At 51.7% G+C, this 17,538-nt stretch carries 22 protein-coding genes; 12 read left to right on the forward strand and 10 right to left on the reverse strand.

Annotated features, from left to right (window positions below; genetic code table 11):
• Positions 1-87: 87 nt before the first annotated feature.
• Positions 88-624 carry an NUDIX hydrolase gene (locus JI741_RS16595; RefSeq protein ID WP_369411808.1) on the forward strand — a complete coding sequence of 179 codons (537 nt, stop codon included), beginning with the start codon at positions 88-90 and terminating at the stop codon, positions 622-624.
• Here JI741_RS16595 and JI741_RS16600 read toward each other — a convergent pair.
• Both JI741_RS16600 and JI741_RS16605 read right to left on the reverse strand, forming a co-directional pair.
• A complete protein-coding gene (locus tag JI741_RS16600) occupies positions 616-777 on the reverse strand; it encodes a hypothetical protein (protein ID WP_202011531.1) in 162 nt (53 codons plus the stop codon). The genes JI741_RS16595 and JI741_RS16600 overlap by 9 nt on opposite strands.
• Before the next feature lie 124 nt (positions 778-901).
• Entirely contained in the window at positions 902-1,807 is a 906-nt protein-coding gene (locus JI741_RS16605; protein ID WP_202011533.1) for a serine hydrolase, read from the reverse strand.
• A 271-nt stretch (positions 1,808-2,078) separates the two neighbouring features.
• Between JI741_RS16605 and JI741_RS16610 the strand changes: the two genes are divergently transcribed.
• The 5 genes from JI741_RS16610 to JI741_RS16630 all read left to right on the forward strand — a co-directional run bounded on the left by JI741_RS16610 (position 2,079) and on the right by JI741_RS16630 (position 7,502).
• Positions 2,079-3,035 carry an L-threonylcarbamoyladenylate synthase gene (locus JI741_RS16610; RefSeq protein WP_202011536.1) on the forward strand — a complete coding sequence of 319 codons (957 nt, stop codon included), beginning with the start codon at positions 2,079-2,081 and terminating at the stop codon, positions 3,033-3,035.
• Between the two features lie 69 nt (positions 3,036-3,104).
• Positions 3,105-4,199: a 6-phosphofructokinase gene (locus JI741_RS16615; RefSeq protein WP_202011538.1), complete on the forward strand. Its 1,095-nt coding sequence runs from the start codon at positions 3,105-3,107 to the stop codon at positions 4,197-4,199.
• A 57-nt stretch (positions 4,200-4,256) separates the two neighbouring features.
• A complete protein-coding gene (locus JI741_RS16620) occupies positions 4,257-5,171 on the forward strand; it encodes a threonine ammonia-lyase (protein ID WP_369411810.1) in 915 nt (304 codons plus the stop codon).
• A gap of 72 nt (positions 5,172-5,243) precedes the next feature.
• A complete protein-coding gene (locus JI741_RS16625; RefSeq protein ID WP_202011541.1) occupies positions 5,244-6,137 on the forward strand; it encodes a TlpA family protein disulfide reductase in 894 nt (297 codons plus the stop codon).
• 180 nt (positions 6,138-6,317) lie between these two features.
• Entirely contained in the window at positions 6,318-7,502 is a 1,185-nt protein-coding gene (locus tag JI741_RS16630) for a phosphoglycerate kinase (RefSeq protein WP_202011543.1), read from the forward strand.
• A gap of 110 nt (positions 7,503-7,612) precedes the next feature.
• On the opposite strand, the gene JI741_RS16635 is transcribed toward JI741_RS16630, so the two are convergent.
• The 6 genes from JI741_RS16635 to rsmA form a co-directional block, all read right to left on the reverse strand.
• Positions 7,613-8,005 carry an HIT family protein gene (locus JI741_RS16635; protein WP_202011545.1) on the reverse strand — a complete coding sequence of 131 codons (393 nt, stop codon included), beginning with the start codon at positions 8,003-8,005 and terminating at the stop codon, positions 7,613-7,615.
• A gap of 30 nt (positions 8,006-8,035) precedes the next feature.
• Positions 8,036-8,512 (reverse strand): transcription elongation factor GreA, encoded by a 477-nt coding sequence (gene greA / locus JI741_RS16640; protein WP_202011547.1) that lies wholly within the window; start codon positions 8,510-8,512, stop codon positions 8,036-8,038.
• A 141-nt stretch (positions 8,513-8,653) separates the two neighbouring features.
• Complete coding sequence (locus JI741_RS16645; RefSeq protein ID WP_236676114.1) at positions 8,654-9,478, reverse strand: pentapeptide repeat-containing protein; 825 nt, start codon at positions 9,476-9,478, stop codon at positions 8,654-8,656.
• 84 nt (positions 9,479-9,562) lie between these two features.
• The gene (locus tag JI741_RS16650) at positions 9,563-10,498 is read right to left on the reverse strand and encodes an NAD(P)-dependent oxidoreductase (protein ID WP_255534567.1); all 936 of its coding nucleotides are present in this window, start codon (positions 10,496-10,498) and stop codon (positions 9,563-9,565) included.
• A 6-nt stretch (positions 10,499-10,504) separates the two neighbouring features.
• A complete protein-coding gene (gene mgtE / locus JI741_RS16655) occupies positions 10,505-11,866 on the reverse strand; it encodes a magnesium transporter (protein ID WP_202011551.1) in 1,362 nt (453 codons plus the stop codon).
• Entirely contained in the window at positions 11,844-12,659 is an 816-nt protein-coding gene (rsmA, locus tag JI741_RS16660) for a 16S rRNA (adenine(1518)-N(6)/adenine(1519)-N(6))-dimethyltransferase RsmA (RefSeq protein WP_202011552.1), read from the reverse strand. Before rsmA ends, mgtE begins: the two co-directional genes overlap by 23 nt.
• A gap of 73 nt (positions 12,660-12,732) precedes the next feature.
• On the opposite strand from rsmA, the gene pdxA reads away from it, so the two are divergent.
• Both pdxA and JI741_RS16670 read left to right on the forward strand, forming a co-directional pair.
• Positions 12,733-13,749, forward strand: a complete 1,017-nt coding sequence (pdxA, locus tag JI741_RS16665) for a 4-hydroxythreonine-4-phosphate dehydrogenase PdxA (protein WP_202011554.1) — start codon at positions 12,733-12,735, stop codon at positions 13,747-13,749.
• Positions 13,750-13,840: 91 nt separating this feature from the next.
• Positions 13,841-14,227: a TerB family tellurite resistance protein gene (locus JI741_RS16670; RefSeq protein ID WP_202011556.1), complete on the forward strand. Its 387-nt coding sequence runs from the start codon at positions 13,841-13,843 to the stop codon at positions 14,225-14,227.
• Between the two features lie 16 nt (positions 14,228-14,243).
• On the opposite strand, the gene JI741_RS16675 is transcribed toward JI741_RS16670, so the two are convergent.
• Positions 14,244-14,414 carry a hypothetical protein gene (locus JI741_RS16675; protein WP_202011558.1) on the reverse strand — a complete coding sequence of 57 codons (171 nt, stop codon included), beginning with the start codon at positions 14,412-14,414 and terminating at the stop codon, positions 14,244-14,246.
• A 460-nt stretch (positions 14,415-14,874) separates the two neighbouring features.
• The gene (locus JI741_RS32555; protein WP_236676148.1) at positions 14,875-15,144 is read right to left on the reverse strand and encodes a hypothetical protein; all 270 of its coding nucleotides are present in this window, start codon (positions 15,142-15,144) and stop codon (positions 14,875-14,877) included.
• Between JI741_RS32555 and JI741_RS16680 the strand changes: the two genes are divergently transcribed.
• From JI741_RS16680 to efp, 4 genes are all read left to right on the forward strand, one after another.
• A complete protein-coding gene (locus tag JI741_RS16680) occupies positions 15,031-15,432 on the forward strand; it encodes a YceD family protein (protein ID WP_236676139.1) in 402 nt (133 codons plus the stop codon). The two genes, JI741_RS32555 and JI741_RS16680, sit on opposite strands and share 114 nt — an antisense overlap.
• Before the next feature lie 13 nt (positions 15,433-15,445).
• Positions 15,446-15,637 carry a 50S ribosomal protein L32 gene (gene rpmF / locus JI741_RS16685; RefSeq protein ID WP_119755570.1) on the forward strand — a complete coding sequence of 64 codons (192 nt, stop codon included), beginning with the start codon at positions 15,446-15,448 and terminating at the stop codon, positions 15,635-15,637.
• A gap of 201 nt (positions 15,638-15,838) precedes the next feature.
• Positions 15,839-16,834: a beta-ketoacyl-ACP synthase III gene (locus JI741_RS16690; RefSeq protein WP_202011563.1), complete on the forward strand. Its 996-nt coding sequence runs from the start codon at positions 15,839-15,841 to the stop codon at positions 16,832-16,834.
• Positions 16,835-16,915: 81 nt separating this feature from the next.
• Entirely contained in the window at positions 16,916-17,479 is a 564-nt protein-coding gene (gene efp / locus JI741_RS16695; RefSeq protein WP_202011565.1) for an elongation factor P, read from the forward strand.
• Positions 17,480-17,538: the final 59 nt, after the last annotated feature.

Raw genomic sequence — 17,538 nt, forward strand, 5'->3', positions numbered from 1 at the left:
GCCACCCTTACAACAACTCTCCGGAGAAGAGATGAGTGGTATAAATCAGTTTCGGGTTCCGGTGTATCTTTCGGCCAAACTAAAAACGTGAATCGTCAAACGCTGATTTCCGCACTCCTCGCCTATTCGCCTTCGCCCGACGAACACCCCTTTGTCGCACGCTTTCTCGACTTGCTGCAACACCCCGATGCCTACCAGCGCACACACCTGCCCGGCCACCTCACAGGCTCTGTGTGGATTGTGGACCCTTCGCGGAAGTTTGTACTACTCACCCATCATGCCAAGCTGAACCGCTGGCTCCAACCCGGTGGCCATGCCGATGGAGACGAAAACATTTTGAATGTGGCCCTTCGCGAAGCGGAAGAAGAAACCGGGTTAAGAAATTTCACACACCACGCGTCGGTGTTTGATGTGGACATTCACACCATTCCCGCCCGGAAAGATTTTCCGGAACACCTTCATTATGATGTGCGCTTTTTATTGGAAACTGATCGCGACAATTCACTTCACCTTTCTGACGAATCGCACGCGCTGGCGTGGGTGGCTGTGGAAGAACTGGCGGCCAAAACCGAAAACAACGTGTCTATGTTGCGAATGGCCGACAAAGTGAAGCGTTTACTTTGAACTGATCAACAGCAAGCCAAACGCCACCACCACGATCCAGAATTTATAGGCGACAATGGCAGGAACAATTACCCATTGCAATTGCATCACTACCATGAGCAACACAAGTATAACAGCAATGGCTTTCAATATGGAACGGGTGCGGTTGCTCATGTTTTCTGATTTTTTCTTTCGCCACTAAAATGTGCTATTCCTTTGAATTTTCAATACGACGCTAAAAAATATTCGCACGCAGGTCAACCCTTAAGCAACGTGTTATAAAAAAACGAACGCATCCTCAATGCCATTCCTCGATCTTGGCCGCGGGTGTCCAGGGCGAATCCGGCTCAAAATATTTCCACAGCAGGCGCGACACATTTCGCAACAGCACATACCCTTCGTTGGCGGGTGTCCACGATTGGTCTTCCTGCATTTTGGTGATCACACAAAACACATAGTCGCCATGCGGGGCGTTTACCAGCACCACTTCCGAACGCGACTGGTCCACGGCTCCCTGCTTGGATGCAGCCTGCACATAGGGTGGAATTTGCGACAACGCTTCGCTATCCCAATAGATGCGCACAAGATTTCGGTAGATGCGTTCGCTGGCGCGTGGGCTGATGAGCTTGCCTTCGCGAATGCGCACCACCAGCTCGGCCATTTCGCGGGGTGTGGTCTGGCCCCAGCCGTATTTGGCGCGGTGGGTTTCGCGGCCGGGTGTGCGCGAGTTCACGCGCGTGTTCACCAGTCCGTTTTTTTCGAGCAGGCTGTTAATCGTTGTGCCTCCGCCGGCAAGCGACTGGCACCAGAGGCTGGCCGTGTTGTCGCTGGTGGTGATCATGAGCATCATCACTTTGCTCAACGTTATCTTCTCGCCGTTTTTGAACGACCCCAGAATGTCTTCGCCGGCATAGAGCAATGAATCTTTATAGGTGAGTGTAGCATGATAGTCGATGGCGCCTTGCTCAATCTTGTCGAACATGCCCAGTGTGATGGGGATCTTGATCATGCTGGCCGTAGGAAAAACGGTGTCGGCACGAATGGCCACGGTCTTGCCGGTTTTGAGGTGTCGCACATAAACGCCGGCAACACCTTTGAAGCCTTTCAGGATTTCCTGCACGCGGGCCGTGAGTTGTTTATCTTCCTGCTGACCATACGTCGACAAACTGAAGAGTGTGACCAGGATGAGTAAAGTAAATCGCATGCTGAAGGTAATTTAAATAAAGCGTCGAATAAAACTTTTATTGCGCGAATCATGGGTATGTGCACGGGCACTGTTGTTTTATAAATAAGAAAAACTTTTTTATTTCTATAACCACTGAACGATTTTATTTTTGTTGAAGAATAAAAACACGCCTTCTTTCACACACTAAATCTTTTTTTATAGATTGAAGGAACGAATCCAGGATGGATGTTTTTAAGTTCGCATCGCGAAACAAGAACATGCATGATTGATGGAATAGCACTATACCTGAATGGCTGAGATAGGGACCGACATTTTAAAAGCGAAAGCGCTGCTGGAGAGCGGAGAGTTGGTGGCCATTCCTACCGAAACGGTATATGGTCTTGCCGGCGATGCCTTGAAGCCGGAAGCCGTCTCAAAAATTTTCGAAGTCAAAGAGCGTCCCACGTTCGATCCGCTGATCGTGCATGTGCCGGACTTTTCACATGTCAGCAAATATGCTGCGGATATTCCCGATAATGCCACAAAGCTGGCCGAGCGTTTCTGGCCCGGGCCGCTCACGCTCTTGTTGAAAAAACAACCTGTCATTCCACACCTCGTCACCTCCGGCCTCGACACGGTGGGGCTTCGCTGTCCCGACCACGCGCTCACCCGTGAGTTGCTGGCGTCGTTGTCCTTTCCGCTGGCAGCACCCAGCGCCAACCCGTTTGGCTACGTAAGCCCCACACGTCCCGCGCACGTGAACGAACAACTCGGCAAAAAAATAAAATACATACTCGACGGTGGCAAGTGCGGCATCGGCATCGAGTCGACCATCGTGGGGTTTGAAAACAACAAGCCCATCGTCTATCGCATGGGCGGCCTCAGTGTGGAAGCCATCGAAAAAGTTGTGGGCAAAGTAAATGTGCAGGCCTATTCGTCGTCCAATCCAAAAACACCCGGTCAGCTCAAGAGCCACTATGCGCCCACACACAAGGTGGTGATCGGAAAAATAGAAGAGCTGCTGCGTCGCTACCCGGCACTCACGTGCGGGTTGCTCACGTTCCAGAAAGACTACAAGTTTCCCTATCAATTTGTGCTGGCACCATCGGGCACGCTCGAAGAAGCAGCACAGAACCTCTTCACCGCGCTGCGGGAATTCGACAAGATGCCCATCGACATCATTCTGTCCGAGCCCGTGCCCGACCAGGGTCTGGGCCGCGCCATCAACGACCGCCTGCGCCGTGCGGCCGCCAACGGCACCGCCTGACCATTCGTCACTTCGGTGTTAACTGCCAACTATTTTTTTTAATATTGGTGACTACAACCAAATCGCGCCATGTCAAAAAAGATCCTTATTCTCACCGGAGGCGGTGACTGTCCCGGACTCAACGCCGTTATCCGTGGCATCGCCAAACGCGCCCGTCGCGAAAAGGGGTGGGAAACCTACGGCTGCATTGAAGGCTTCAATGGCGTGTTCAACGAACCGCAGGAAATTATCCGCCTCACCTCTAAAATCACCGGCGGTATCCACGTGCGCGGTGGGACCATCCTCAAGACGACAAACAAGTCGAACCCCATAAACTTCCCCATGCTGCAACCCGACGGCTCCACCAAATTTGTGGACCGCTCAGACGAACTTGTGGCCAAACTGAAAGCCCTGAACTTCGACGCCGTGATCAACATTGGCGGCGACGGCTCCCAGAAAATTTCGAAGGTGTTGCACGACAAAGGCATCCCCATCATCGGCGTGCCCAAAACCATCGACAACGACCTTTCGGCCACCGACATGACGTTCGGATTTCAAACCGCCGTGCAAATTGCCACCGACAGTTTCGACAAACTCGTTACCACCGCTGAGAGCCATCACCGCGTCATGATCATGGAAGTGATGGGGCGCGATGCCGGGTGGATTGCCGTGCACACGGCCATTGCCGGTGGCGCCGAAATTTGCCTGATACCCGAGATTCCGTACGACATCCGCAAGCTGGTGAAACGCATCGCGCTGCGCTACAAGAACGGACGCGGCTTTGTGAACATCGTGATTGCCGAAGGGGCACGCCCCAAAACCGGCACTATACACTCCACCGCCAACGACAAAGGTTCTGAACACGTGCGCCTTGGTGGTGTGGCCTATCAACTCTCCAAACAATTGAAAGATGCCGGATGCACCGCCGAGATACGTGAAACCGTGCTGGGCCATGTGCAACGCGGCGGCAGCCCCGTGGCGTTCGATCGCGTGCTGGCAACTTTGTTTGGTGTGAAAGCTTTTGAGCTGGTGCTCGAACAAAGATTCGGACGCATGGTGGCGTTCCAAAACAACGGCATACATTCGGTGACGCTGGAAGAAGCCACCAACGATTATAATTTTGTGAAAACAGATTCGTATCTCATTCAGGCAGCAAAAGGTCTCAACATCTGTTTCGGCGATTGATCTCGCAGGTATATGTCGCACGCTTCACATCGCCTCTCTCTTGCACGCATTGACACTGTGTCTGCGAAAATCGATCGTGTGTTTTCGCAGACCCCGCAATTTGTGGACGATGGGTTGAGTGGCGTCACCGGTGCGCGTGTGGTGTTGAAAGTAGAAACACTCAACCCCATCCGCTCTTTCAAAGGACGCGGTGCCGACTTGCTGGTGTCGGAAGCCGACCCAAGCGTGCCATTGTGTTGTGCCAGTGCCGGCAACTTCGGGCAGGCCATGGCCTACGCCTGTCGCAAGCGAAACCTGCCGCTCACCGTCTATGCCAGCACAAACGCCAATGCGCTCAAGGTCGAGAAGATGAAACACTTTGGCGCGAACGTGATTTTGCACGGCGAAGATTTTGACGCCGCCAAACTGGAAGCCCGCCGCGTGGCGCAGCATTCGGGTGGACGTTTCGTGGAAGACAGCCTCGACATCGAAACGCTGGAAGGCGCGGCCACCATCGGAGTGGAATTGCTACAGTTTCCGGAACCCATCGACACATTGCTCATTGCCTTGGGCAACGGCGCACTGCTCAATGGCATCGCGCGCATCTATAAGGAAAGAAGCCCGCACACCAGCATCATTGCCGTGCAGGCGAAAGGCGCGCCGGCTATGGTGGAGTCGTGGCAACAGAAAAAGATCATCACCCACCCAAGCGTCAACACCATTGCCGATGGTGTGGCCGTGCGCCTGCCCGTGCCACAAGCGCTGCAAGACATGGAAGGCATGGTAGACGATGCGCTGCTGGTGGACGAAGCGTCCATCATTCAAGCCATGAAGCTCATCCACCTGCACAGCGGCGTGGCGACAGAGCCTTCGGGTGCACTGGGCATTGCCGCGTTGCTGGAAAACAAAAGTCGCTTCGCCAATCACACCGTGGCTACCGTGCTGTGTGGTGGAAACCTGACCGAACACCAGATGAAGGTGTGGCTACACTGATTCATAAACGGACAGTGTCTTGTGGCACACGTTTTTTCAAAATATCTTACTGATCAACGTAAAAAACGATCCATGAAAAAACTGGCGTACCTGATGGCGTTATGGTTGACGACACAAACTTCGCTGGCACAGGAAGCGAAGGACGAGGCCATGAACCAGGCACAACGCATGGCGGCCGCATTCACCAACCGGAACTTCACCAGGTATGTCACACACGTGGTGCCATCGGAGTATGACAACGACGAGGCCACGAAGAAAAAACTCATTGCCAATCTGCAGGAGCAGGTTCCGGGTGGTGCGGAACTGGAGATTCTGGAGCTGACGGCATTCAAAACATTTGGCGCGTTGCACCAGGCAATTTTTCTCGTCACCTATCACCATGAATATAGTTTTGTTGCAGCCATCGACGATGCGGCTGGATACTGGCAGTTCACCATGCCAATGCCTCAGTCGGTTCACTTCGAGCGCATTCTCAAATTCATTCCCACGTTTGATGTGTCGTTTGCCACGCTCATTGATCCGGGCTTTGCCAAGCGAAAAACGTTTGAAGTAGGCAAACCGTTGCCTGACTTTCGCTTCGCCACACTGAAGGGCGACACGATTTCGTCCGGTCATTTAAAGGGAAAAGCAATCGTGTTGTTTTTCTGGGCACCGTGGTGTGTTGACTGCATGGATGCGTGGCCCTTGCTGAACGACGTGGTGCAAAAAGCAGCGGGAAGGAACATCGCGTTTGTGGCTCCGGCCGTGCATGCAAACGCCAGGTCGTTTCCACAGCCCTCGCCTGCCCTGCGCACCTTCCGCTACACCGTGGCGCTGGCCGACCGTGCCGACGACGACTATAGCCTGCTAGACTACCCCACACACATTGTGACCGACGAGAACCACATCATCGTGTTCAAGCACGAGGGGAGTCATGCCGACACCATTCAGAAGCTGAACGAAGCGCTGGCGAAGTTGAAGCACTGAGCGGATGATGAAGCGCTGCAATGACAGTGGGTGACAAGCTTTTTAACATAAGACAGCATCCATTAAGCATTTTCAAGTCCGAAAACGTTTGTTGAAAAATAAGCTTTGGGCCGGCCCATAACTGTGCCGAGTTTCCTAAATTCGTCCCCGATCATTACAAACAGCCAGAATTTTTAGCCTATGAAAACCATCAACGACATTAATTTTAAAGGCAAACGCGCACTCATCCGCGTGGATTTCAACGTTCCGCTCGACAAGAGTCTGAACGTGACGGACGACAACCGCATCCGCGCCACCATCCCCACACTGACCAAAATCCTGAACGACGGCGGAAGCTGCGTGCTCATGTCGCACCTGGGCCGTCCGAAAGAAGGACCGGAAGATAAATACTCTCTGAAACACACGCTGGCCAAAACAGAACAGTTGCTGGGTCGGCCGGTGAAATTTGCCGGCGACTGCATTGGCGAAGAAGCGTTCAAACTGTCGGCCGCCCTGCAGCCCGGCGAAGTGTTGATTCTCGAAAACCTTCGCTTCTATAAGCAGGAAGAAAAAGGCGATGTGGCCTTTGCTGAAAAACTTTCCAAACACGGCGACATCTATGTGAACGATGCCTTCGGAACCGCGCACCGCGCGCATGCCTCCACCACCATTGTGGCGCAATTCTTTAACGAGAAATGTGCAGGCTATGTGATGGCCGCCGAACTCGACAATGCCAAGAAGGTGATGGAGAAAGCCGACAAACCTTTCACCGCCATCATGGGCGGCGCGAAGATCAGCGACAAGTTGCTCATCATCGAAAACCTGCTCGACAAAGTAGACAACCTCATCATTGGTGGCGGCATGGCCTATACCTTCTTCAAAGCCCTGGGTGGCCACATCGGCAACTCGCTGGTAGAAGAAGACAAGCTGGAGCTCGCCAAAGAACTTATTCAAAAAGCAAAAGCAAAAGGTGTTGATCTGTTGCTTCCCATCGACTCGGTAGTGGCCGACAAATTTGCAGCCGACGCCAACACCGCCATCGCCAACAACCACGCCATTCAGGATGGCTGGATGGGGTTGGACATTGGCCCCCAATCGATCGCCGTGTTCAGCAAAGCTGTGAGCGAATCGAAAACCATTTTGTGGAACGGGCCTATGGGCGTGTTTGAAATGGAAAAATTTGCAGCGGGCACAAAAGCCGTGGCCGTAGCCGTGGTGGAAGCAACCCAAAAGGGAGCCTTCTCACTCATTGGTGGCGGCGACTCTGCGGCAGCCGTTGCCCAGTTTGGTTTCAACGACAAGGTAAGCTACGTGTCAACCGGTGGTGGTGCACTGCTCGAATACTTCGAAGGCAAAGTGTTGCCCGGCGTGAAGGCGTTGGACTAACTCCGCGCTGCGCTTAAAACAAAGAGCTGCTTCTTTCGAGGCAGCTCTTTTGTTTTTTCAGGATGTTGATGTCTGCGATCGCCTGAAAGACAGCGACCGTCAACGCAACATTACAGATTTTTCCGGATGGCTTCCGCGACTGCGCTCAGCTCAGCTTGTGTAGGCGTGAGTTTGGGACGTGAGAAGTTCACATCGTTTGTCACATTCATGGGGATGAGGTGCACGTGCGCATGCGGCACTTCGAGGCCGATGACCGACACGCCAATGCGCACGCAGGGCACTGCTTTTTGGATGGCGTGTGCTACTTTTTTGGCGAACACGTTGAGGCCTGCCAGCGTATCGTTGTCGAGGTCGAACAGGTAGTCTACTTCCAGCTTGGGCACCACCAGCGTGTGGCCGGTGGTCAACGGGCTGATGTCGAGGAACGCGATGTAGCGTTCGTCTTCGGCCACGATGTGACTGGGAATTTCGCGGTTGATGATGCGGGTGAAGATGGAGGCCATGGGCGATGTTGTTTCGTCGCGTGTGTTTGACTAGCTGGTGATCTTCATCACTTCAAATTCCATTTCGCCGGCGGGCGTTTTGATGGTGGCGGTCTCGCCTATTTTTTTACCCAGCAAACCTCTGCCGATGGGCGACATGGTAGAGATCTTGCCGGCTTTCAAATCGGCTTCTTCTTCCGACACCAGGGTGTAGGTTACAGAAGCATTGTTCTTCTTATTCTTGATGGTGACCTTCGATAGAATAGACACCTTCGAGGTATCGATGTTGTTTTCGTCCAGCAGGCGTGCGTTCGACACGAGGTCTTCCAATTGCGCAATCTTTGCCTCAAGATGACCTTGTGCATCTTTTGCAGCATCATATTCAGCATTCTCGCTGAGGTCGCCTTTGTCGCGCGCTTCCGCAATCTGGTACGCAATGTCCGACCGGCCTTTCGATTTCAGGTGCGTGAGTTCGCCCTTCAACTTCTCCAATCCTTCTTTGGTGTAGTATGATATTTTTTTACTCATAACTTACATTTTTTCTAAACGAAATTTTCGGAAATGACCTCATTGATTTGTTCGATAGAGGTCAAAAAAAGAAACAACGGTCTCATCGCTGAAACCGTTGCCGATGCACAAATGTAATACCTTTATTAATAAATGCAAAAATCAGGTCCCTACGAGGGTTGGCAGGTTGGTCTTGATTTGCTCCAGAATTTCGTCGTCGAACTTGGCCAGATACAGTGTTTTTACTTTGGCAAGTTGCTCTACCGTCAGGCCTTTTGCGCCGCGAAGGTCGGCTTTGTAGAGGCTGGCATTTTCAAAGTCAGCGCCCATCAGGTAACACCCCTGCAGATCGGACTCCATCAGGAAAGCATTGTTGAAGTTGGCCTTGATGAGAAACGCATTTTCGAAATGAGCTTTGATGAGAAATGCATCCTTGAAGTTTGCACCGCTGGCATACGCGCCCTTGAGGTTGGCCTGGTTTAGGTTGGAGTTCTCGAAGTTGGTTTGATTGAGCCGTGCATTTTCGAGGTTTGATTCGATGAGCGACGACTGCGACACGTTGGCGGAATTCATATTCGAACCGGCCAGGTTCGCATAGTTCAGGTTGGTGCGGGCCAGGTAGCAGTTCACCAGATTGATCTCGTGAATTTTGTGACGGTTCAGACGCTTGATGTTCCCCACCGTTCGAAAGGCCGCTTCTTCAGACTCCCACAACCGGAAGTCGTCGATCTCATCTTTATAGGTGCGTATGCGCTGACGGATCTCGCCGTTCTGGTTGAGCCAGAAAATGAGAATACCGATCACGGCGATATCGAAGATCATGCCGTGTGCTTCGGCCAGAATCTGCGGTATGAACGAGTCAAACTCCGTGAGGTAATACTTCATGCTGAGCCCCAGCACGAGAATGGTCACCAATATCAAAACAAGCGTAGACGTAAGCAGCGGTTTTTCAATGATCGAATTGAAAACCTCGCTTAACTTCTTCATCCGCTTCTGTAAAAAACCCATGGATAAACAAGAGTTGCTAAATGGAAATTAACGATTAAAATGAATTTACGCTAAGTTTTTTATTTACACGAGCCGTAGCGCTTCGATTTTGTGTACCAAAGCTACATTTATTTTGACATGCGACTCAAAGGTCCAGCCGGCAATGTGGGGGGTCAATATTACATTAGACCGGTTGGCCAGTAAATTGAAGGCGTGGCGCTGACTTGCTGTGAGCTTGTCCAGTTTTTCATTTTCCAGCACGTCCAGCACAGCGCCCCGCACCTGCCCTTGCTCCACGGCTTCGGCAAGATCGGTCAACGAAACAATCTCGCCACGCGCCGTGTTCACAAACACGATGCGTTTTTTGAAACGCTTCAGATACTCGCCGTTCACCATCATCCGGGTTTCTGCCGTCAGGGGAATGTGAAGGCTCAGCATATCGCTCTCGCTCCACAGGGTCTCCATCGACACCTCGCGCACAAAGGCATCCGTAAATCCGGTTTTATACTTATCGTAGGCCAAAACATTACATCCGAATCCCGACAGCCGGCGGGCAAACGCGTGGCCCATGTTGCCATAGCCCACAATGCCTATGGTCTTCCCCATGATCTCTTCGCCCCGGTTGCCTTCGCGATCCCACACGGACTGCCGCACCTGCTGGTCGCCACGCGGTATGTTGCGCAGCAGGCTTAGCAACGTGCCCACGGCATACTCCCCCACGGCATCGCGATTTCCTTCTGAAGCGTGCAGCACGTGTATGCCCTTCTCTTCCATATAGGCCAGATCCACATTGTCTAACCCGGCGCCCGCACGTCCAACCAACTTCAGCGTGGGCGCGTCGCCCAGCAGGTCGCGATCGATGGTGGTCTTGCTGCGCACGATCAATCCGTCGTAGCCTGTGTGAAGGGCTTTGATCTCGTCGCGCGTGATGTTGGGTTTATAGTCAACCTGCCAGCCGATTCCGGTCATCATTTCGAAAAGGCTTTCGTGCATGGGGTCGATTACTAAGCAAAGCGGCATAAAATATCAGAGCATGATGTGAACCGTGAAAAAATAAAGGGTAAGTCCCAGCAGGTCGTTGGTGGTGGTGATGAAGGGCCCTGCCGCCAACGCGGGATTAAATCCAAACCTGTTCAGAATAAGCGGTGTGAGGGTGCCGATGAACGACGCAAACAACACCACGCTGAACAACGCCAGCGACACTACCAGCGACAAACGATATTCCTGAAACAACACGATGTTGGCCCCAAAGACCAGCACCGACAGGAACACGCCATTGAGTATGGCTACAAAAAACACTTTCACCAAACGTTTCCACAACCCCTCGTCCACAAAGTCGGGATTGGCAAGACTTTGCACGATGAGCGACGACGACTGTATGCCCACGTTGCCCCCGGTGGCCTGGATGAGTGGTGTGAAGAAGGCAATGGCCGTGACGCGCACCAGTTCGGCTTCAAACAAACCCATGAACTTGGCGTTCATCAAACCACCAAAGATGCCGATGAGCAACCAGGGCAAACGCGCGCGTGTGTTGCGCCACACGCTGTCGTCTTCCTCTACGCTCTCGGTGATACCGGCCATCATCTTCCGTTCTTCGTCGGCCTGCTCGGTGATCACATCCACCACGTCGTCGATGGTGATGCGGCCCACCAGTTGGCCCTGCACGTTCACCACGGGCACGGATTCAAGGTCATACTTCTTCATCATGTCGGCCACTTCGGTGTCCGGCAAATAGGTCTCGGCCGAAACCACATCGTGTTCATAGATGTCGGCCACCAGTGTTTTCGCATCCGACACAATCAGGTCTTGCAAGGCCACGCGGCCCAGCAGCTTGTCGTGTTCGTCTACTACATAGACGGCATAAAATTTATTGACACTCTCGGCCTGCTTCCGGATTTCGTTTACACATTCCACCACCGTCCAGTGATAGCGGGCCTTGATGAGTTCTTTCGCCATTAACCCGCCGGCTACGTGTTCTTCGTAGCGCAGCAGTTCCGTTACCTGTCCTTTGAGTTCCGGCTCCAGTCCCGACAGCACCTGCTCGCGTTCCTTGATCGGGAGCTCGTTGAGGATGTCGGCCGTGTCGTCGGAAGCAAGTTGATTGAGGAAGTTGGTGATCTCGGCGGGAGGATATACTTTTAGAAAGCGCTTGCGTGTGTCGCGGTCCAGGTCGCTGATGATCTCAGCCTGGGTTTCGATGGGCAACAGGTCCATCACATACTTCGACTCTTCCGAATTAAATTCATAGAGCAGTGTGGTGATGTCGGCCGGCTTCACATCCTGCAAGATCGTCTTAATGAAAGCTTCGTCGCGTACATCCAGCGCTTCCTGGAAACGGCTCCGGAATTCAACGGTCAACTCAAATTCAACCAGGGGTTGTTGCTCCACGACTGCGCTCGATTAAAGATGTGAGGTTTATAAAATCCTGCACCGACAACTGTTCGGCACGCTTGTTAAAAATTTCAAGCGTCGTTATTTCGGCTGCCAAATTTAGATTTTTTAGTGCGTTGCGCAAGGTCTTGCGGCGTGTATTGAACGCCTGCTTCACCACCTGCACAAACAACGTTTCGTTGCATCCCAACTGCTGCCGCTGGTTGCGTCGGAGGCGAATCACGGCCGACATCACTTTGGGTGGTGGCGTGAACACACCGGGCGGAACCTTGAACAGGTTGTCGATGTCATAGTACGCTTGTAATAACACACTGAGGATGCCATAGGTTTTGCTTCCGTGTGGCGCGGCAATGCGATCGGCCACTTCCTTCTGCAACATACACACCACCTGATCTACGTACTCGCGGCGTGCCAGCACGCGAAAGAAGATCTGCGACGATATGTTGTACGGGAAATTTCCGATGATGGAAAAGTGACCGGGAAAAATTTTATCGACCTCCGTTTCCAGAAAGTCACCTTCCACGATCCGGTTGTTCAGCGCCACGGCATAATTTTTCTTGAGATAGGCCACCGAGTCGCGATCGATCTCGATCACTTTCAGATCCAGCCCTTCGCGTTCGAGCAAATACTTCGTGAGCACACCCATGCCCGGTCCTATCTCCAACACGGCGGGGCTTGTTCCGCTCACCTCCAACGCGTCGACAATGCGCCGGGCAATTTGTTGATCGTGGAGGAAATGTTGCCCCAACGACTTCTTGGGTCTTACCTTGTTTGTTTGTTCAGTCCGCATACATCCGGCACAATCTACAAGGAACAAATAGATATTTTCACTAAATCGCAAAAGAATTGAACTTACTCTAACGATGCAACCACAGAAACCTCGTATCGGCATAACCCTGGGCGACCCTAACGGCATAGGTCCCGAAGTAGTCATAAAGGCACTTGCTGATAATCGCCTGCACGGCATCATCACTCCGGTCATCTACGGCTCAGCCAAAGTCATATCCTTCTATAAAAAATTATTGAACATCGAAGAGTTCAACTACACACAGGTGCGCAACAAGGGGCAATACGCACCCAAGAGCATCAACGTGGTGAACTGCTGGGAAGAATCGCTCGAAGTGGTTCCCGGCAAAGCATCGAAAGAAGCCGGCAAGGCAGCCTTTGTGGCTCTGAAGCAAGCCTGCGAAGATCTGAAGGAAGGATTGATCGACGCACTCGTGACCGCGCCCATCGACAAACACTCCATCCACAGCGAAGAGTTTCCCTTCAAAGGACACACGGAGTATCTCACCAAATTTTTCGGATCGAACGAAAGCCTCATGTTCATGGTGAGCGACGCTCTGAAGGTGGGCCTGGTCACCGAACACATCCCCGTGAAAGACATTGCCACGGCTGTGACCAAGGAAAAGATCGAAGCCAAATTGAAGATCATGGACCAGTCGCTCCGGAAGGACTTTGGCATCAACAAGCCCAAGATTGCCGTGCTGGGCCTCAATCCCCACGCGGGCGACGGTGGCCTGATCGGCCAGGAAGACGACGCGGTGATCAAACCCGTGCTGGTGGAACTGAAGAACAAAGGCTGGCTGGTTTACGGACCGTTTGCGGCCGACGGCTTCTTTGCCACAGGCACCCACACTAAATATGATGGTGTGCTGGCTATGTATCACGATCAGGGCCTGTTGCCTTTCAAGGCGCTGGTGTTCGAAGAAGGGGTGAATTTCACGGCCGGGCTGTCGGTCGTGCGCACATCGCCCGACCATGGCACGGCATTCAGCATTGCCGGTAAAAATCAGGCAAACGAGAGTTCTTTACGGGAGGCGGTATACCGGGCGGCAGACATTTTTAAAAGCCGTACAGAACCATCCACAGAAAAATAAGCTTATTTAGGCAGGCTGGTTTCGCATTTGACCGACAGGTGGCCCTTATTTTTTATTATTAATTATATTTGATCTTCAAGTATTAGTTGAAATGGATATCGTCACAAAAAAGCAGCTGAACATACTTATCCAACTGGCCGAGGCGGATAAACATTTCGCAAAGATCGAGCGGGAGATGATTTTCAAGATTGCCCGCGAGCGCAAGTTCCCGGAAGAGGAGGTTCACGACCTCATCCGCAATCCGGAGCCCATCGATTCGCTGGGGGCCTTGTCGCTGGACCAGAAGTTCGACTACCTGTGGTCGAGCATCGAACTGGTTTTTGTGGACCAAAACGTGTTCGAGAGCGAGATTATTTTCTGTAAGAATATCGCCATCAAATTGGGCTTCAAAAAGGGCGTAATCGACTATTTCATTGAAAATTACGGGAAAAAGTCCAACGCGGAGTTCCGCGACGCCGCCCTTGGGGAGTTCATCTAGTTATTGTAAAACGGCATCATCGGGCATAATAATGTCTCTGGTCTTCCTCTTTGCGCTTTTTATCCAGAGCGGCCTCATGGTCTAGCCTCTTGTTCTCTTTCACGTAGTATATAATACCGGCTACAATGGGCACCATTCCACCCAGGAAGATGCCCGCTATCACGATGTATGAAAAAAGGTCGCTCATTTTAATCGTTTTTGTGTATGACATAAATTACAAACGCCAATATTCCACAAGCGATCGAAAAAATCATTCCGGCTGCGATCGATACGGAATGCCTTGCCGCCGATATTCCGCTAGCGAGCAATGTTAGTGCCCCTCCACCAGTTGCTATAAACAACAAAACAAGGAGCTTGATAATTTCGGTATTAAACTTTACCTGCTCTTTTTCCTTATCCTCCATTCTGATAACATTCAAAGGCCAACGGGTCATTCAAAAAACAGAATTATATTGGTTAAATGTTAATAAATTTTCAATTTAAAATAGGAAATAACTAACAACTGTTTGGAGTTCCTTTTAGGCCTATTTAGCCAAATTACCCACTAAATGGTCGCAGTAAACCAGATACTCTCAACGACGGCGGCTACCAATTGCGATCTCATTTTTACTTTCTGATTTAATTATTCTAAATTTGCCGACTAATTTTTAGCGCCCGAAAGGGTATTGAGGTTGGGGGCATACGGTATCAATATTGTCGGCCTGAGTAACAAAGAGCACCATTTCGATTACGAAATTGGTGAGGCGTTCTTCAGGAAATATGGGTCGGATCTTCTGTCGGAAGGTGCGTTTCATGCCGATGTGATGTTGTTTAAACACGAAACCTTCCTCGAAGCGGAGTTTAAAATCAAAGGAGTCGCCAAACTGGTCTGCGACAGGACCCTGGAACCCTTCGATTTCCCAGTTTTGAATACGCATAAAATCGTATTCAAATACGGAGACGCCGACGAAGAAATTACGGATGAAATCGTGATCATCCACCGTGACACGGCCACGCTTGAGCTCGGGCAATACATCTACGAGTTCATCGGCCTGGCCATACCGCTGAAAAAGCTTCACCCCCGTTTCAAGGACGAGGAGGAAGCCGAAGACGACGACATTGAAGGCAAAATCGTTTATTCGTCCGGAAGTCCGGACGATGACAGCGACGACGACAATGACGAAGACATCGATCCGCGTTGGAATATTTTGAAGAAATTAAAATAAAACAGTTTAGACTATGCCGAATCCGAAGCGAAAACTCTCGAAAACCCGTAGAGATAAAAGAAGAACACACTACAAAGCTACTGCGAAGCAATTAGCCGTGTGCCCCACAACGGGAGAACACCACCTGCCACACCGCGCCTTCTGGCTCGAGGGTAAACTTTACTACAACGGTAAGGTGGTTATGGAAAAAGAAGTTCTGGCATAACATTGCATGAACCCGCTGCACCTCGCGCAATTTCAGTTCACTGAAACCACTTTAGCAATTTTAGTGATCGAGGACAAGAGGGATTGTCTCTGTTTCCCCTAGGAAAATTATGTCATGCTCGGTGGCTCAACCTCCGGGCATTTTCTTTTTATATCATGGGCAGGTCCGCTCAACCGGATCGATAACGTTTTAACAAGAACTATGACCAAAATTAGAGCTGCTATTACAGGTGTCGGGGGCTACGTTCCGGACTACATTCTCACCAACCAGGAACTGGAAACCATGGTGGACACCAGCGACGAGTGGATCACCAGTCGCACGGGCATTAAAGAACGACGCATCCTGAAAGGCGAAAACCAGGGCGTGTCTGTGCTGGGCATCAAGGCGGTGGAAGACCTGCTGGCGAAAACCAAAATCGACCCCAAAGAAATAGACCTGCTCATCTTTGCCACGGTCACGGCCGACATGACGTTTCCGGCCACGGCCAACATTGTGGCCACCGCCGTGGGGGCTACCAACGCCTTCAGCTTCGACATGAGCGCGGCATGCTCGGGCTTTATCTACGGATTGGCTACCGGCGCCAGCTACATTCAGTCGGGCATGTATAAAAAAGTAGTGGTGATTGGCGGCGACAAAATGTCGGCCATCATGGACTATACCGACCGCACTACCTGCATCATTTTCGGCGACGGCGCAGGCTGCGTGTTGCTGGAACCCACCACCGAAGACGTGGGCGTGATGGACTCCATCCTGAAAAGCGATGGCAACGGCGAAGCCTACCTGCACATGAAGGCCGGCGGAAGCCGCAGACCTGCCACCCTCGACTCGGTGACAAAACGCGAACACTTCGTATACCAGGAAGGGTCGGCTGTTTTCAAATTTGCCGTCACCAACATGGCCGACGTATCGGCACAGCTGGCGGAACGTAATCACCTGAATGCCGACAACATTCAGTGGCTGGTGCCACACCAGGCCAACAAACGCATCATCGATGCCACAGCAAGCCGCGTGGGCATCTCGGAAGATAAAGTAATGATGAACATTGAGCGCTATGGAAACACAACCGCGGGCACCATTCCGTTGTTGTTATGGGACTATGAGAAGAAATTGAAGAAGGGCGACAACCTGATCATCGCGGCGTTCGGCGGAGGCTTCACCTGGGGTGCTGTCTACGTGAAATGGGCGTATAACAGCTAATCCTTTACCGACGACGGTTCACTCAAAACGTGAACTCTTGTAATTCATCAATTCATTTGTAACTTAAAGTTTGATTTTTTTATGGCAACCGTCTCTGATTTAAGCAAGGGAAACTTCATGCGCTACAACGGCGAAGTGATGCAGGTGGAAGAACTACAGCATCGCACGCCCGGAAACTTGCGCGCATTCTACCAAATTAAAATGCGCAACGTGCGCAATGGAAAAATTGCAGAGAACCGATTCCGCCCCGGAGAAGAAGTTGAAATCCTCCGCGTAGAAACGAAAGAATATCAATACCTCTATGCCGATGGCGACAGCCTCGTGTGCATGGACAACGTGACCTTCGACCAGGTATATATCGACCGGAAATTGCTGGGCGATGCCGTGAACTTCATCAAAGAAGGCGTGACCCTGTTGATTGCTTTTGAAAACGGCGACAGCGCCATCACAGCCGAACCTCCTTCGCACGTGGTGATGGAAGTGCAATATACCGAGCCCGGCATGCAAGGCGACACCGCCACCCGCACGCTGAAGCCCGCCACCCTGGAGAACGGCGTCGAGATCCGTGTGCCCCTGTTTGTGAACACAGGCGATAAGATTAAAATCACCACCAAAGGTGAATATGTTGAACGCGTAAAAGAATAACATATCCCATGAGCAAATCACGCGCATCGAAACCTGTGGCCAAGAAGGAAGCAGCTCCT

This window comes from Chryseolinea lacunae (assembly GCF_016735595.1).
GTDB lineage: Bacteria > Bacteroidota > Bacteroidia > Cytophagales > Cyclobacteriaceae > Chryseolinea > Chryseolinea lacunae.

Bases quoted from the DNA above. Each gene is read 5' to 3' on its own strand.
- JI741_RS16645 (WP_236676114.1), bottom strand. From the start codon at position 9,478: ATGAAGAAGTTAAGCGAGGTTTTCAATTCGATCATTGAAAAACCGCTG.
- JI741_RS16670 (WP_202011556.1), top strand. From the start codon at position 13,841: ATGGATATCGTCACAAAAAAGCAGCTGAACATACTTATCCAACTGGCC.
- pdxA (WP_202011554.1), top strand. From the start codon at position 12,733: ATGCAACCACAGAAACCTCGTATCGGCATAACCCTGGGCGACCCTAAC.
- JI741_RS16650 (WP_255534567.1), bottom strand. From the start codon at position 10,498: ATGCCGCTTTGCTTAGTAATCGACCCCATGCACGAAAGCCTTTTCGAA.
- JI741_RS16610 (WP_202011536.1), top strand. From the start codon at position 2,079: ATGGCTGAGATAGGGACCGACATTTTAAAAGCGAAAGCGCTGCTGGAG.
- rpmF (WP_119755570.1), top strand. From the start codon at position 15,446: ATGCCGAATCCGAAGCGAAAACTCTCGAAAACCCGTAGAGATAAAAGA.
- JI741_RS16625 (WP_202011541.1), top strand. From the start codon at position 5,244: ATGAAAAAACTGGCGTACCTGATGGCGTTATGGTTGACGACACAAACT.
- JI741_RS16615 (WP_202011538.1), top strand. From the start codon at position 3,105: ATGTCAAAAAAGATCCTTATTCTCACCGGAGGCGGTGACTGTCCCGGA.
- JI741_RS16630 (WP_202011543.1), top strand. From the start codon at position 6,318: ATGAAAACCATCAACGACATTAATTTTAAAGGCAAACGCGCACTCATC.
- JI741_RS16690 (WP_202011563.1), top strand. From the start codon at position 15,839: ATGACCAAAATTAGAGCTGCTATTACAGGTGTCGGGGGCTACGTTCCG.
- efp (WP_202011565.1), top strand. From the start codon at position 16,916: ATGGCAACCGTCTCTGATTTAAGCAAGGGAAACTTCATGCGCTACAAC.
- JI741_RS16675 (WP_202011558.1), bottom strand. From the start codon at position 14,414: ATGAGCGACCTTTTTTCATACATCGTGATAGCGGGCATCTTCCTGGGT.
- JI741_RS32555 (WP_236676148.1), bottom strand. From the start codon at position 15,144: ATGCGTATTCAAAACTGGGAAATCGAAGGGTTCCAGGGTCCTGTCGCA.
- greA (WP_202011547.1), bottom strand. From the start codon at position 8,512: ATGAGTAAAAAAATATCATACTACACCAAAGAAGGATTGGAGAAGTTG.
- JI741_RS16600 (WP_202011531.1), bottom strand. From the start codon at position 777: ATGAGCAACCGCACCCGTTCCATATTGAAAGCCATTGCTGTTATACTT.
- rsmA (WP_202011552.1), bottom strand. From the start codon at position 12,659: ATGCGGACTGAACAAACAAACAAGGTAAGACCCAAGAAGTCGTTGGGG.
- JI741_RS16635 (WP_202011545.1), bottom strand. From the start codon at position 8,005: ATGGCCTCCATCTTCACCCGCATCATCAACCGCGAAATTCCCAGTCAC.
- JI741_RS16680 (WP_236676139.1), top strand. From the start codon at position 15,031: ATGTTGTTTAAACACGAAACCTTCCTCGAAGCGGAGTTTAAAATCAAA.
- JI741_RS16605 (WP_202011533.1), bottom strand. From the start codon at position 1,807: ATGCGATTTACTTTACTCATCCTGGTCACACTCTTCAGTTTGTCGACG.